Here is a 14,500-nt window from a genome sequence, read left to right on the forward strand (position 1 = left end):
GAAATGCAATGATCACCATAGAAAAGAGGGGAATTAATCAATATTCCCCTAAATTAAAGAACAAGGGCTAATCAAGTAGATTCAACTTACAATACAAAAAAAATAATTAGCTTTTCTACTTTTATATTCTGATTAGCCTTTCGGCTGATTATAACTTATCCAAAAACTCCAGATACATCGGAACACTCCTCTCAATCCATTCATCGGAAGAATCTCTTTCTATTCCGTAGTACACGAAAGGTTTGATATATTCTGCTTGTATATAATCAAAGGTCAGTTCATAGGGTCTGAAAAGCTCGTTCATCGTATATTTATATTCTCCCGAGGCTGAATAGCCATCTTCATCGATTCCGGCTGTGACAGCCAGCGACATTTTCTTTCCTGCCAGTTTAAAACCACTATTGCTTCCATAGGCCCAGCCGTATAATACAACCTCATCGAGCCATTGTTTTAAAAGTGGCGGACTGCTGAACCAGTAAAATGGAAACTGAAACACCACTTTATCATAAGCTTCCATGAGTTCCTGTTCCCGGCTCACGTCTATCTTTCCGTCGGGATAGGCTTCATATAGTTGATGTACTGTATATTTTTCAGGGTATTTCTTCAGTTCTTCAATCCATCTTTTATTGATGACGGATTTCTCAATTTCAGGGTGAGTGACAATTATTAACGTTTTCATTACTTTACATTTCTGATACAAAAATAATATACGTAACTTACATTTCGTATATAAGCTACCCATTGTAGGGTACTATAAAAAAAGTAAGTATGACTAAAATAAAGGAAACCTCAACCAATTTTGCCAATAAAAAAGCCCTTGCTGATGAATGCCCGGAAATCTACGCTTCGAATCTTATCGGAGGACAATGGTCACTGGCTATTTGTTGTTATCTGGTTAATGGTAAAATGAGATTTGGAGAACTTAAAAAGAAGCTCCAGAATATTACGGAACGAATGCTTACCCTACAGCTCAGAAGACTGGAAGAAGATAAAATTGTCACCAGAACAGTCTTTGCTGAAGTTCCTCCGAGAGTAGAATATGAGCTTACAGAAATCGGCTACAAGCTGAAACCCATCATTCTGGAATTCGAAAAATGGGGTAAAGAACATAAGGCTTTACTCGAAAATGATTGTAAAAACAACAATAACTAAGGTTTCATTTCATCAAAATCCGACAACAAACTAAGGTTCGTTGGTAATTTTTCATTAAAATTGAATATAATTTTTATTTTCAGTATTATTGCAGTGTTTATTTTACACAAAACGATATGATCAAAAAAATTATTCCACTTTTATTAGCTTTTGCTTTAGTGTTATCTTGTAGCAGAGATAATAATGAATTTAACAACGGTACATCAGATTATAATCACTCCCGTTCCGTAGGAGCGTCTGCTAATGATCTTTTAAGCAACAACAGGTATAACTCGTTGTCAATAGAGATTCAGTACATGCCCGGATATGCACCGGATTCACAGGCTATAGAACATGTAAAAAATTTCCTTGCTACCTCCTTGCGCAAAGATAACGGGATTAAAATCAGTCTGCGGGAAATTCCCGGCACTTCTGCTTCCACTTTGTCTGCCGAAGATATCAGAAAGATTGAAAATACCAACCGTACGGTGTTTACCAATGGTACTACAATGGCAGTCAATATCCTGTATACCAACGGACAATATACGGGTAGCGCCAATACTTTAGGGATCGCTTACCGAAACACCTCCATTGCCTTATTTGGAAAAACAATACATGACAATTCCGGAGGAGTGGGACAGACAAGCAGAACTAAGCTGGAAGCAACCGTTCTTGAACATGAAATCGGACATTTATTGGGATTAGTCGATTTGGGATCATCAATGCAGGTTGACCACAAAGATTCATCGAATGGTAATCACTGCAACAATAAAAACTGTCTGATGTACTATGCCTCTGAAACTACAGATATTTTAGGGTTTATTATCACAGGTTCCATCCCACAGCTGGATACGAACTGTAAGGCAGATCTTAAAGCCAATGGTGGAAAATAATTTTAAAATTATAGTTTAAAATACAATAAAAATCAGGACGTGAGATTTCATGTCCTGATTCTTGAAAAAGTAACCGTTTCCCGGGAATACTGGTGATCCCCGAATATTTATACTACTTCTTTATCGTTTGTTTCCACAGAGGTTTCCGGGCCAACACTTTAGAATGAATGGGACAAGTCTCTGCATGAGCACCTTCTAAATATCCTGTACTCATCAGAAATTCGTTCACAATTTCACCACCTGTGAATTTGAATGTTTTTTTGAATAATTTCATCCATTCCTGTAATGTTTTAGGATGGTGATGTTCAAGCCATTTTTGAAAGGAACCAAATTCATCCTGCAAAGCAATGATAGTTCTGGCATTTTCAATGGCGGCATTTACCTTTAGTTTATTTCTGATAATCCCGCTGTCACTCAGTAGCCTTTCGCGATCACTTTCTGTATAAGCTGCAATTTTCTGAATATCAAAATTATCATAGGCTTTCCTGAAGTTTTCTTCTTTTTTCAGGACCGTTTCCCAGCTCAAACCCGCCTGATTTATTTCGAGAATCAGTCTTCCGAATAATTCATTATCATCATGAATTGGAAATCCGTAATAATTATCATGGTAGTTTTTATGCAGCTGTTTTCGGCTTTCGGGCTGCATCCCTTCTATAGCTAAACAATAACTCATTGAAATATCTGTTCTAGTTTGACGATGTAAAGATAATACAGGATTGTGACAACTGTTAGTCAGTAGGATTTATTTTTTGAACCTTAAAGATATTACAGGGATGAATTTGCACAATTTATTAAGCTAAAATTAAAATAAAGTGTAGTTTTGCAATAATGTCAGACACCAGAATCCATATCAAAATGTACAAAGCAGTCATTACGATGCTTATACTGGTGTTCTCCCTATCGCCATGTTCTGTAAAAAGAAATGTTCTTGATATTTTCGACATTCAATATATCAGTGGTTTAAACAAGGTAAAGGTAACCTCCGGACTTTCCTTACACTGTGATATTTCTACAACTTCCTCCGGTATCTCCCGTGCAAAAACCAAGGCAGAAAACGAATCCAAAGGATCTTTTTGGGAAATTAATGCTGCCATAAGGAATCCGGGACAAGAAAAACCTTGTCTCAATAAATATTCGGGGCATACTACAGGAAACAGCCCGCCAAAGTATATTTTATTTAAAAGACTGAAATTGGATCTGGCTTAAAATTCCTTAAGCCTCATCATCAGTTTTTTACAATATAATATCACTTCAATGAAAAATACAAAAAACAACCAGTCTTATGACCTGGCTGGATTATACACTTTATCGCTCCGAATGGTTATCGGATGGACCTACTTTTCAGCATTCTGGCGAAGACTTATTCTTGAAAACAAACTTACTCCCGATGAAAACGGATATATCGGAGAAAAATTCAACCATTTTCTACCCAATGCTCTGGGAATCAAACCTATCATTGAGTATCTGGTCACTCACCCGGATTCTTTACAGAGGTCTATGATGACCTTTACCATTATTGAGGCCGTTGTAGGCTTACTGATTATACTTGGATTTTTCACCAGACTTATGAGTATCGGAATTTTCAGCCTAGCTCTGGGAATCCTTCTGGGGTCGGGCTGGCTGGGAACGACCTGTGTAGATGAATGGCAAATTGGTGTTCTGGGAGTTGCAGGTGGTTTTGTATTGTTTCTTACAGGAAGCAGTACCTATTCCATTGATCATTATTTCATCAAAAAAAGCAAAAGCTTTACATATTCAACATGGTTCCGATGGCTAGGTTCTGGCCCTTTACCTGTAGTTAACGTAAAAAGTTTTGTACTGGCAGGTTCCCTAATCATTTTTGGACTTACCTTATACACCAACCAATATTTCCATGGAGGCGTATGGGGAACGTTACACAATAAATCTGTACAACCGAAGATCGAAATTTCGAATATTTCCCATGAGAAATCGCTTCTGAAATTTCAGCTGTACAGAACTGAAGGAGCTGATGTCTACGGTTCATTTTTAATCGGAATCCATATTCTTGACAAAAACGGGAATGTTTTAAAGGAACTTTCGCACACGGATCTTTCAAAATTTGCTCAAGAAAATATCGAAAACCATTATGTGGCTAAAATCCGGTCCGGGAAACACAGTCTTGTAATTCCTCTTGGTGCTAAAGCTGATATCAGCATTAATATTGGAGATATCATTCAAAAAAGTGAGATCCATACTTTAAAGCTGATTGATATCAGTGGAATTGAATGGGTAAAAACTCTCAGATAATCATAGCTGGAGCGGGCCTTAAGGCCCGCTCCAGCTAATTTTTGCACACATTATTTCTTTAATTCGCATTTTTCAAAGCAATAATCCTATAGATACATGAACTGTCCGGATCAAGCTTCAATACTTCTATATGCAGTAAAACATCCAGCCCCATAGTATCGCATACACCTTGTATAAAAGGTTTTATAACCGGCCATTGTAACAGATCTGCAATTTCCAGATTCTGTGTGATTCTATGGTAGCGGTCTGTTCCTTTTATCAACATTTCAACTTTCTGATCATTTAATTCTTTAAATTCAAAATTATATTCGGGACTGGATGTAAAAATTGCTGCAATAAATATTTTAACCACACTCGGAATCCCAAAGGGTAAGTCCGGCTTTACTCCTAAAGTTCTGAGGGTCATTTTCGTTCCAAGATCATACATAAAGGCGCTCGAAAGCTGCTCAACCGACTCAGGACCAAAAAGTTTTCCTGATTGTTTAAGCAACCCTCCGTAGAATAATCCGGTGATATCGGACAAACGCTGTATTAATTCTGTAAAAGTTCCGGGAAAAAAATCTGAGATGATCTGATCCTGATCCATTTCAGGAAGATAGATATCATTTTTTCTGAAACTGGATAACGCCAAAAAGGTTTCCGGCAATTGTTTATTATTCATGGTAAAGCTTTGTAAATGTCATGGGATAATTGTAGGTAAGAAATTGAACTACCTTCATTTCACATTCTGACAGGAAAAACCTTTCGTATCATCCTGTTTAGTCTATCCGGAAACCGACTTTCAGAAACCGGTAACACACCTTTACATTGATGAAAGGCAGCAATACCATTATGCCAACGGTATCATCAATCTGATCTAGGAATCATTTTTATGACAAGCATTGTGAAGCTTGCACTCGTCTTTGCCTGTGGGAAAGACATGATGAGAGTGAGGGAATCTGTTCATATTTTTTCATTTGGTGATGTAAAGCTAAAGAAAATAAATAAATTCTCCAATAAGTGACATTATTTTTACCTTAAAATAATAATAAATTAATATGAAGACTTACATTTTAATTGAATATGAAAAACAAAGGCTTAACGGGTCAAAAAGACGCGGTTATTCCATAAAAAAACCTCCGAAGTGTTTCGGAGGTTGTCATAAAATTTAGTGCATGGCTTCACTCAAATCTATTTTTTCTTTACTCTTTCTTTCTTTAATAAATAAGATAAACGGAATACATATTAAAAATATTACTCCAAGGTAAAGAAATACATCCATATAGGATAATACTGTTGCCTGTTTGGTGACTGACAAATCAAGCATTTTATACGCCGCATTCATTGCTGCATCAGGAGTCATTCCTTTAGCCATAAAATTGGCTTTTAATGCGGCAAGTCTTTGCTGGACATCAAAGCTGTTTTGATCCAGATGCGAAATTAAATTATTCCTGTATTTCTGGCCTGCATTAGCGATGAAGGTGGTAATGGCCGCAATACCGAATGAACCGCCCAACTGTCTCATCATTCCTGTAAAGGCTGCACCCTGTCCGATTTCCTGGCCTTTCAGTGTACTTAATGACAAGGAAGTAATCGGAATGAAGAGCAATCCAAGCCCGGCTCCCCTTACAATCAGCATCCAGAAGAAAGCATCTTTACCGGTATCAGGAGTCAGGATTTTATATCCCCAGAAACTATAGACAAAAAGATAAACAATCCTAGAGATACCAGGATCTGCTGTTTAGCACCTTTTGCAAGCAATCTGCCGATAATAGGCATCATGAAAGCGGTCGTCAGCGCTGCCGGAATCATCAGTGCACCAGACTGCAGCGCCGTCCAGCCTAAAATACTTTGTGTATAAAGAGGAACAATGAATGTCGAACCATACAGCCCGAATCCCAACACAAATGACATCATTGTTCCGATTCTTAAATTACTGTTTTTAAGGACTCTAAGCTCCACAATCGGATACTTAAAGGTAAGCTCACGCCAAAGGAATAATATAAATCCTAAAATGGCCGCTATGGTAAACGCTACAATCATTCCGCTTGCAAACCAGTCTTCTTCATGCCCTCTTTCCAGGATAAACTGTAGAGATCCGACTGTTATAGCCAGTAAGGCAATACCTATCCAGTCTACATCCGATACTTTACGTTTTTCCGCATATTTCGGGCTTCTTACGAACTGAAGCGTCATCAGAGTCGCTGCAATACCAATCGGAATATTGATATAGAAAATATAAGGCCAGCTGAAGTTATCCACGATGTATCCTCCCAGTGGCGGACCTAACGTTGGGCCGATAATTACTCCCAACCCATAGATAGCCTGAGCCATACTTCTTTTTCAATCGGATAAGATTCCGTAATGATCGTCTGTGAAGTAACCAGTAAGGCTCCCCCACCGATTCCCTGCATCAATCTGAAAAATACGAGTTCCCAGATATTGGTCGCATTTCCACACAGAAATGAAAATACGGTAAATATAATGATGGAGGCCGCAAAGTAATTTCTACGCCCAAACTGCTGAGACAACCAGCTCGTCATCGGTACGATAATTACGTTCCCGATGGCATAGGCTGTAATTACCCAACCTACTTCAGAAAGTGTGGCTCCAAGGTTACCCTTCATCTCGTTCAGGGCAACATTCACAATCGTGGAGTCCACAATCTCAAGAAGGGCGCAAAGAATAGCCGTAATCGTAATGATTACTCTTCGGGCTCCATATTCTACTAATGAATCTTGCATAATTTTATTCGAATATTTGTATTAATGTAAAATGTAGGATGTATTAATGATTCAATTCATCAAGAATACATTTTACGTAAGTACATGAATACTATTTCAAGGAAACTTCTGCTTTCACGTTCATCCCTGTTCTTAATCTTTTTGCAATATTTTTATCTAGGTTTACAAAATCGATCTTTACAGGAAGTCTCTGCACTACTTTAACGAAGTTACCACTTGCATTATCCGGAGGCAGAATAGAGAACGTAGCTCCTGTTGCCGGAGAGAATGAGCTTACCACTCCATCAAACTCCTGATCAGGGAATGCATCAATCTCAATTTTCACCTTTTGTCCTTCGACCATCTTATCCACCTGTGTTTCTTTGAAGTTGGCAACTACCCATTTCTGGTCGTTTTTCACCAAGGCAAACAATTGTGCACCTGCCTGCAGATACTGGCCTGCCTGGGTAGGTACTTTTCCTACGTATCCGTCTTCAGGAGCTACAATTACAGTGTATGATAAATTTAATCTTGCATTTTCAACATCTACTTCTCTTTGTTTTGCCATTGAACTTGCTACACTGATCTGTTGAGAACTTGCCGCAGTCTGTGAAGAAGCGATCGTCGTCTGCTGAGCAATCTGGTTTCTTTGTTCCACCAATACCTGAAGCTGCTTATCTGCTGATTGTTTTGCCGCCAAAGCCTGCTCATATTGTTGTTCTGTAATCGAATGATCTTTTACAAGATTAGCATATCTTTTTAAATCTTGTGAAGTTTTCCAAACATTTACTTTTGCCGCTTCAATCTGTGCGTTTGCTGTAGCTACAGCTGCCTGAGAGCTGTTGATATTTTTAGAAGTCGCCGTAGTAGTAGCTTCAGCAGTTGAAATATTGCTTTTTGCTGTTGCCAGTGCTGCCTGTGACTGATCAAGGGCCATCTTCTGATCTCTGTTGTCTAAAATAACCAATGTATCTCCTTTCTTCACAAATTGATTGTCTTTCACTTTTACTTCAGCGACATATCCTGAGATTTTAGAGATTACCGGTGCCATATTGGAAGCAATCTGAGCATCGTCCGTCTCTTCATGATACTGTCCGTAGGTGTAAGCTCTGTAACCGTAGATTCCTCCCCCGATGACAACAGCTGCTAAAATGATAGGAAAGACTAAACTTTTTTTCTTTTTAGGTTCAGCTACCTGTGTATTATTATTTTCCATTTTGGTTTCGATCTGATTATTTAATTGTTAAAGTTCCTGTTGTTTGTAATAGTTTTCTATAGGCTAATGCAGCGTCTGCTTTTGCATTGATTACTCCTACGTTAGCGCCTATTTGTGCAGCGTCTGCATCCAGTAATTCTGTCATGGTTGCAAGACCGTTGTCATATTTATTTTTTGTAATCCTGAAATTTTCATTTGCCTGCTCTGCAGATTTTTCATACACAGAAATCCTCTTTTTAGAATAATCTGTATTCTGGTATTCTCTGTTTACATCAAGCTTAATGTTGTCATTCAGTAATTCATCGGTAGCTGCCAGCTGCTTTTCTCTGGCCTGCGATTGTCTCAACGATGAGTTTTCTTTCCAGATATTTGATAAATTATAAGAGATTCCCACTCCTACATTGATAGCATTGTAAACCGTAAGAAACTTAGGAATATCTGCTGCTACATATCCTCCTGTAAATGCAATTGACGGAAGATTTTCTGCTTTTGCTGCTTTTGTTCCCAGCTCGGCCGCTTTTCTCTGTTGTGCTAAAGCCTGTAAATCTTTACGGTTTTCTCTCGCTTCGTTTATATAAAAATCAACCGGTTTTATATCTGTTCCCTCTTCGATATAATTCTGATCCACTTCAAGCTCAGTTGTTTCAGGAAGGCCTAGCAATAAGTCCATATTGATATTGGCAATATTGTAGTTATTTTTCGCTTCCAACAATTGAAGTTCGATATTTGAGGTCTGCAGGTTTGCCTTTAATCTGTCGTTTCTTGCAATCAAGCCGTTGTTTTCCATTTTAAGGAAAGTTTCATCTCTCTTTTGAGATGCAGCAAGGTTTTCTTCAAAAACTTTAATAGACTGATTGGCTTTAAACAAATTGTTATAAGCCTGTGCTACATTGTAGGCAATCGCTATTTTATCATTTTCTGTACTCAGCTTGGATGCTTCTACCAGATATTTTGCAGATTGAATCCCGTACTTGATTCTTCCCCCGCTGTAGATAGGAACACTAAGATTGGCTGAACCGTAAAGAACCTGATGTATTTCTGGGCCTCCTGCTCCACCGGCAAGACCCGGCAATTTGATATCCACATTCGGCTTTATCGGAAGGTACATATAGCTTCCTGAAACCTTTAATTCCGGAAGCTGTCTGTTTTTAGCCTCCAAAAGATCAGCTGTAGCCTCCTCGATCTTGGCTGCATCGATCTTGAGATTCTTGCTGTTCTGGATTCCCAGCTGCACAGCTTCGTCAAGAGAAAGTGTTTTTTTCTCCTGGGCATTTGCATTTGCTATTCCTATGAATAGTGATAATGCAATCACTGAGTTATTTATTCTCTTCATAACCTAAAAGGTCTTTTAGTAAATATTTTATATGTTTATTAAGTTCTGTATAGTATTTTTCATCAAAAACCTCTTCATCTTCTGTATCATTCAGGAACTCCTTGTACATTTCTTTCGCGTTGAATGCATAGAATAAAGTTCCGCTGACGGTAGAATGAAGCAGATAAATTGGAGGGTTTTTGGTGAAAATTCCATTTTTAAGACCGCTTTCCAAAATTTGGGAGTACATAGAAATAAATCCCATTTTGGTTTGTTTCAAAAATTCTACAATCTGAGGATTCTGAGTATGCAACTGCTCCCTCTGCATAATTCTGTAAAAACATTTTTGTGTCCTTATCCTGCTTGAAAACTGATCAATTACTTTTTCAATCTTCTCCCATTCGTTGATATCAGTTCTTCCCAAAAGATCTTTAGAAAAAAACTGGCCTTCATTCATTCTGTATTCAACTAATTTCTCATAAAGCTTTTCCTTAGAGCCAAAATAATATGAGATCATAGAGATATTTACCTGAGCCGCTTTTGCTATTTCTCTGGTGGAGGTTCCTTCAAACCCCTTTTCAGCAAAAAGCTTTTCGGCTGCGAATAATATATTTTCTTCTTTTGAAATCATGTTAGTTGTCCATTTTTCAGGGCGCAAATTTACACAAGTTTTAAATAAGATCAAACGATTGATTGATTTTTTAATATAGATTTAATTAATTATTTACAAAGACCTTCTCTATAAATAAGTTACAGAGCATTTTACACCCGGAGTGTGAAGCCAATATGAAAAGTCTGGAAAATGGATGAAAATGTAAAAACGATACCAGGATCTTTTTGTAAACCTGCTAACAATTTCATCATAAAACAACTGCTGCTTCGAAGATTTATCTGAAAATCCGGCAACAGGACAAAAAAGATATTATATTTACAGAAAACGAATTCTATGGGCTTATTTGATTTCCTTTTTAAGAAGAAGAAAAAAAAGATCAGACAAACGAAATGACTTCTACCATTGACGCGCCAGAGGAAGTGACAGCCGTTTCAATACCTGAAAATACGGATATGATACTGGAAGAACGGGTTCCGCCGGTGAATGAGGACGGAAATCGTTTTACCCTTGAGAGTATTGAAGCATTTAGAAGATTTCATTCTGATCCGGGCCTTGATTTCAACACTCAGGGTAAAGATGGTAACGGAAATAGTATTGATGTTACATATCAAACTCACAGGGATCTTTTCAATGAGTGGACGGGTATCCAGTCAAAATGGGATCGTATATCATTATTATATCATTTCTGGGATCAGACTCAATTTGAAAAACTTGAACCCTGGCAGGTAATTGAAAGATTTGTAAAAGACCGTTATCCTAAAAAGGCGCTTCAGTATTTTGAAAAAAACATGTCAGATAAAAGAGATTTTACTGTGGAAGAGCTTGTTTCGCTTTCAAAACTTTACAGGGTATTACTGGATAATGTCACGGCAAAGGAATATATAGAAACAGCCTATCAAAATCATCCTGAAAACGATTCCGTAAAAGTTGAATATGCCACGGTTCTCCATATAATCGGCAATCATTCTGAAAAAGAGCTTTCCCATACATTATTTCATGAGGTACTGGACAAAAAGATAGAAAGGAATGATACAGACTCCGTTCTGGATTGTTTCATATTCTCTGAAGGATATACTGATTCTTCTATTTTTGCGATGCTCTACCTGATGAATACGGAAGCTGATAATGATGCGTGGGATCATGTATCTGAAGAATATTACTATTGCCCGGTCTTCCGGTATGAGCACGCCGTACAATTATCACAAACCGATAATTCTCTGAGGGCTTTGGCAAAGCTTACTTCCTTGTGCCAGGAATTTCCATGGTTTAAAACGGCTCTCGAAAGTACTATCGGCAATATTAAATCTATGCGAAAGCAGCTCAATAACCCGGATTTTATGGAAAAAGAACTTCAGGAATTTCAAACATCATTACAAAGTTTATAATGAGACCAAAGCTGTCAAAATAAACAGAATTATAAAGACATAATCCGCGAGCCGGTGAATGGATGAAAGACAGATCTGTTTTCTCCTTTTTTTCAGGCATCTGCTGCCTTGACTGAATTATGAATTTTTATGGATATATCTTGACAGTTTTATTCCAAGGTCGGTCCAGACAATTTTAGGATTTCCGTTTCGGGTCAAATGTAAATCTGCAGTACTTATTTCTTCCAGAATACTTTGAATATTGGCCCCACTGATGAATTTTGAAAATCCTGCCCAGTTGAATCCGTTGGCATCTATTTTTTTATACACCAGGTTTTCTGATTGATAATTCTGCAGAAGTGCCAGTCTGAAAATCTCGGAACAATAATTGAGAAAGTTTTTCTGCTTTTCTCTGTTCCAGCCGGCAATCTCTCTTGCCCAGAAAATAATACTTTTCAGATATTCGGGTTTCTTTTTTACCATAAAGGCATCACGTACCCATTGTACAAAGAGCTTTTCAAATTCATTACTTTTATCTCCTGAATTCAGAAGTTTTATGGCATCATTCAGGTTTCCCTGAGCTTCGTGAATAATTTCTCTTATTTTCTCTGCAGAAACGGAGAAGTTTTTGGTAAGGTATTTTTCAAGATCTTCATCGCCAAGTCTTGGGACCTCTACAATCTGTGTCCTGGAGAGAATGGTTGGCAGTATATCATTGGTACTTTCTGCAGTAAGAAGAATAACAGTCTTTGCGGGAGGTTCTTCCAGGAATTTTAAAAACTTATTGGAAGCTGCCACGTTCATTTTATCGGCTCTCCATACGATCAGGATCTTGGTTCCTCCTTCATAGCTTTTTAAGGCAAATTTCTGGTTTTGGTCATCAATTTCATCTGCAGAAATAAAGAGCTGTTTATTTTCGGATTCTAAAAAAGCAGTCCAGTCATCATAACTGGCATAAGGAGAATCGAGAATCATCTCTCTGAAATCATCAAATTTATTTTTACTCAGAGAGTTTCTGTTATCAGTAAAAACGGGGAAGCTGAAATGAAGATCCAGGTGGTTAAGATGCTCTACTTTGGAAGCGGCATGCTCATTTTCCTGACTTAGTATTTCTTTTGCATAAGCCAGTACCATAGGCAGGGTCCCGTACCCTTCCTTTCCTACAAAAAGCTGGGCGTGGCTCACCCTGTTTTCGGTAATGCTTTCTCTGAGAAGTTTTTTAAGATGATCTTGTCCGGCGATGTTGTCCCAATTCATGTTTCAAAGATAAAAATCTTACTTCAATTTATAAAATTAAGTCTGTTAAATATATCTTTCAGTGGCATATTCTTTATCATATAACCAGCGGTAATGCGGAGATCGACAGTAGTATTATTTACAGAAGCCGTCATTAATTACCTGGGCGGCGTGGGAATCTTAGGGATCGCAATCCATAAAAAATACAGTTTTTATAACTTTAATACCATTATAACCGTACTCCAGTTGTATTTTTATATGCTTTGTTACTATATAATGATCGTGTATTCCTCTTTGAACGGCCTTTTTACTCCCTCATAAAATCAGCTGTTTTGCTAAGGATAATTACGTTTTTCCTTTAAATATAAGGCCTTAACAAACTTTAACCACATATAATTTTTACAATTCATTAATATTTAAGATATTTGCGCATTGTTTTAAAAATAAAGAATGAAAAGAATCTTTGTAGTATCATTCATATCAGTTGGATATTTTCTAAATGCGCAGAGTCTAAGTAACTCTCCTTATGCAGCATATGGAATTGGAGATGTAAAATATGATAATACGATCGAAACTGCTTCCATGGGGGGAATATCAACCGCTTTTATTAGTGACTTCACCAGCAGTTTTAATTTTGCTAACCCGGCAAATAACGCCAACTTTGAACTTACAAGCATCAGACTGGAAGCTACCAACGAAAACAATTATTTCAAATCGAATTATAACGATATGAAATCTACAAAGCATTCTACGTATCTATCCAATATCGCTTTGGCATTTCCTTTATCTTCAAAAATGAAAATGGGAATTTCTTATCAGCCTTATAGTTCAAAAGCTTACGATATTATAACCAAACAGACTGCCTCTGACAATGGTAATGATGTAACTTATCAGAACAGATTTAACGGTAGTGGTACTTTGAATACAGCCCAGGTTGCTTTATCTTATAAAATCAACCAGGAATTCTCTGTAGGGGCAAGAGCGAATCTTTATTTTGGAGATTTATATGACCTTAATGAATTCAGTGCTTCGAATTCACAGTACATCAATGGATACGAAATGAAAAACAGGGTACGGAATTTTAATTTCACTCTGGGGACAAGCTATCAGAAACTCAATCCGCGTACTGATAAAAAATTAACAATCGGAGCTACCGCTACTTTTGGAAATACAAGTAATATGACAACCGAGTATACCAACAGTACATACAGATTTACTGATACAGCTGGAAACAAGGTTGATCAAAGTATTCTTGAACAAAAGTCTACGAGCTCTAAAAACCTTCTTCCACTTCAGGCCTCATTAGGGGTTGGTTATGGAAGTGAGAACCATTGGTTCCTTTCAGGACAGATTGATTATAAAAAAGGCGAAGAGATTACGTATTTCGGTCAGACGAAAAAGTTTCAGGATACATACCGAGTTTCTGCTGGAGGATGGTATCTTCCGAATTACAATAACTTCAGAAATTATTTCTCAAGAATTATCTACCGTTACGGAGCTTTCTATGAAAGAGGAAATCTTGCCATCAACGAACTTGGTGAGCTTGATGCCAATGGAAACAGCATCAATAAATTCGGTATTTCTGCCGGTGTAATGCTTCCATTCAAAAACAGCAGTATTACCAGAATGAGCGGTCTTGAAATTGGAGTAGAACTTGGTAAAAGAGGAACTCTTAAAAACAACCTGATCAATCAGAATTTCATCAACCTGAAAGTCGGCTTTAACTTTGCTGATAAATGGTTCAGAAAGGCCCTTTATAACTAGA

At 37.5% G+C, this 14,500-nt stretch carries 13 protein-coding genes and 1 pseudogene; 6 read left to right on the forward strand and 8 right to left on the reverse strand.

Annotated features, from left to right (window positions below; translation table 11 throughout):
* Positions 1–148 precede the first annotated feature (148 nt).
* Positions 149–679: an NAD(P)H-dependent oxidoreductase gene (locus tag H3Z85_01220; protein ID QPQ52164.1), complete on the reverse strand. Its 531-nt coding sequence runs from the start codon at positions 677–679 to the stop codon at positions 149–151.
* An 89-nt stretch (positions 680–768) separates the two neighbouring features.
* Between H3Z85_01220 and H3Z85_01225 the strand changes: the two genes are divergently transcribed.
* Complete coding sequence (locus H3Z85_01225; GenBank protein ID QPQ52165.1) at positions 769–1,152, forward strand: helix-turn-helix transcriptional regulator; 384 nt, start codon at positions 769–771, stop codon at positions 1,150–1,152.
* 116 nt (positions 1,153–1,268) lie between these two features.
* Positions 1,269–2,024, forward strand: a complete 756-nt coding sequence (locus H3Z85_01230; protein ID QPQ52166.1) for a hypothetical protein — start codon at positions 1,269–1,271, stop codon at positions 2,022–2,024.
* A gap of 112 nt (positions 2,025–2,136) precedes the next feature.
* On the opposite strand, the gene H3Z85_01235 is transcribed toward H3Z85_01230, so the two are convergent.
* Complete coding sequence (locus tag H3Z85_01235) at positions 2,137–2,697, reverse strand: DNA-3-methyladenine glycosylase I (protein QPQ52167.1); 561 nt, start codon at positions 2,695–2,697, stop codon at positions 2,137–2,139.
* Between the two features lie 155 nt (positions 2,698–2,852).
* Between H3Z85_01235 and H3Z85_01240 the strand changes: the two genes are divergently transcribed.
* Positions 2,853–3,230 carry a hypothetical protein gene (locus tag H3Z85_01240; protein ID QPQ52168.1) on the forward strand — a complete coding sequence of 126 codons (378 nt, stop codon included), beginning with the start codon at positions 2,853–2,855 and terminating at the stop codon, positions 3,228–3,230.
* Positions 3,231–3,278: 48 nt separating this feature from the next.
* The gene (locus H3Z85_01245; protein ID QPQ52169.1) at positions 3,279–4,292 is read left to right on the forward strand and encodes a quinol oxidase; all 1,014 of its coding nucleotides are present in this window, start codon (positions 3,279–3,281) and stop codon (positions 4,290–4,292) included.
* 58 nt (positions 4,293–4,350) lie between these two features.
* Here the strand turns inward: H3Z85_01245 and H3Z85_01250 are convergent, their stop codons facing one another.
* The 5 genes and pseudogenes from H3Z85_01250 to H3Z85_01270 form a co-directional block, all read right to left on the reverse strand.
* Complete coding sequence (locus H3Z85_01250) at positions 4,351–4,953, reverse strand: hypothetical protein (protein QPQ52170.1); 603 nt, start codon at positions 4,951–4,953, stop codon at positions 4,351–4,353.
* A 486-nt stretch (positions 4,954–5,439) separates the two neighbouring features.
* Positions 5,440–7,015 (reverse strand): annotated as a pseudogene (locus tag H3Z85_01255) (DHA2 family efflux MFS transporter permease subunit).
* 91 nt (positions 7,016–7,106) lie between these two features.
* The gene (locus H3Z85_01260) at positions 7,107–8,210 is read right to left on the reverse strand and encodes an HlyD family secretion protein (GenBank protein ID QPQ52171.1); all 1,104 of its coding nucleotides are present in this window, start codon (positions 8,208–8,210) and stop codon (positions 7,107–7,109) included.
* A gap of 16 nt (positions 8,211–8,226) precedes the next feature.
* Positions 8,227–9,543 carry a TolC family protein gene (locus tag H3Z85_01265; GenBank protein ID QPQ52172.1) on the reverse strand — a complete coding sequence of 439 codons (1,317 nt, stop codon included), beginning with the start codon at positions 9,541–9,543 and terminating at the stop codon, positions 8,227–8,229.
* Positions 9,527–10,153, reverse strand: a complete 627-nt coding sequence (locus H3Z85_01270; GenBank protein ID QPQ52173.1) for a TetR/AcrR family transcriptional regulator — start codon at positions 10,151–10,153, stop codon at positions 9,527–9,529. Before H3Z85_01270 ends, H3Z85_01265 begins: the two co-directional genes overlap by 17 nt.
* A gap of 371 nt (positions 10,154–10,524) precedes the next feature.
* Here H3Z85_01270 and H3Z85_01275 point away from each other — a divergent pair, with 371 nt between their 5' ends.
* Positions 10,525–11,520 carry a hypothetical protein gene (locus tag H3Z85_01275; GenBank protein QPQ52174.1) on the forward strand — a complete coding sequence of 332 codons (996 nt, stop codon included), beginning with the start codon at positions 10,525–10,527 and terminating at the stop codon, positions 11,518–11,520.
* Between the two features lie 117 nt (positions 11,521–11,637).
* On the opposite strand, the gene H3Z85_01280 is transcribed toward H3Z85_01275, so the two are convergent.
* Positions 11,638–12,756, reverse strand: coding sequence for a DNA polymerase III subunit delta' (locus tag H3Z85_01280; protein QPQ52175.1), 1,119 nt, complete (start codon positions 12,754–12,756; stop codon positions 11,638–11,640).
* A gap of 429 nt (positions 12,757–13,185) precedes the next feature.
* On the opposite strand from H3Z85_01280, the gene H3Z85_01285 reads away from it, so the two are divergent.
* Positions 13,186–14,499 carry a hypothetical protein gene (locus H3Z85_01285; protein QPQ52176.1) on the forward strand — a complete coding sequence of 438 codons (1,314 nt, stop codon included), beginning with the start codon at positions 13,186–13,188 and terminating at the stop codon, positions 14,497–14,499.
* Position 14,500 lies beyond the last annotated feature (1 nt).

The sequence above is a fragment of the Chryseobacterium indologenes genome, assembly GCA_016025055.1.
GTDB lineage: Bacteria > Bacteroidota > Bacteroidia > Flavobacteriales > Weeksellaceae > Chryseobacterium > Chryseobacterium indologenes.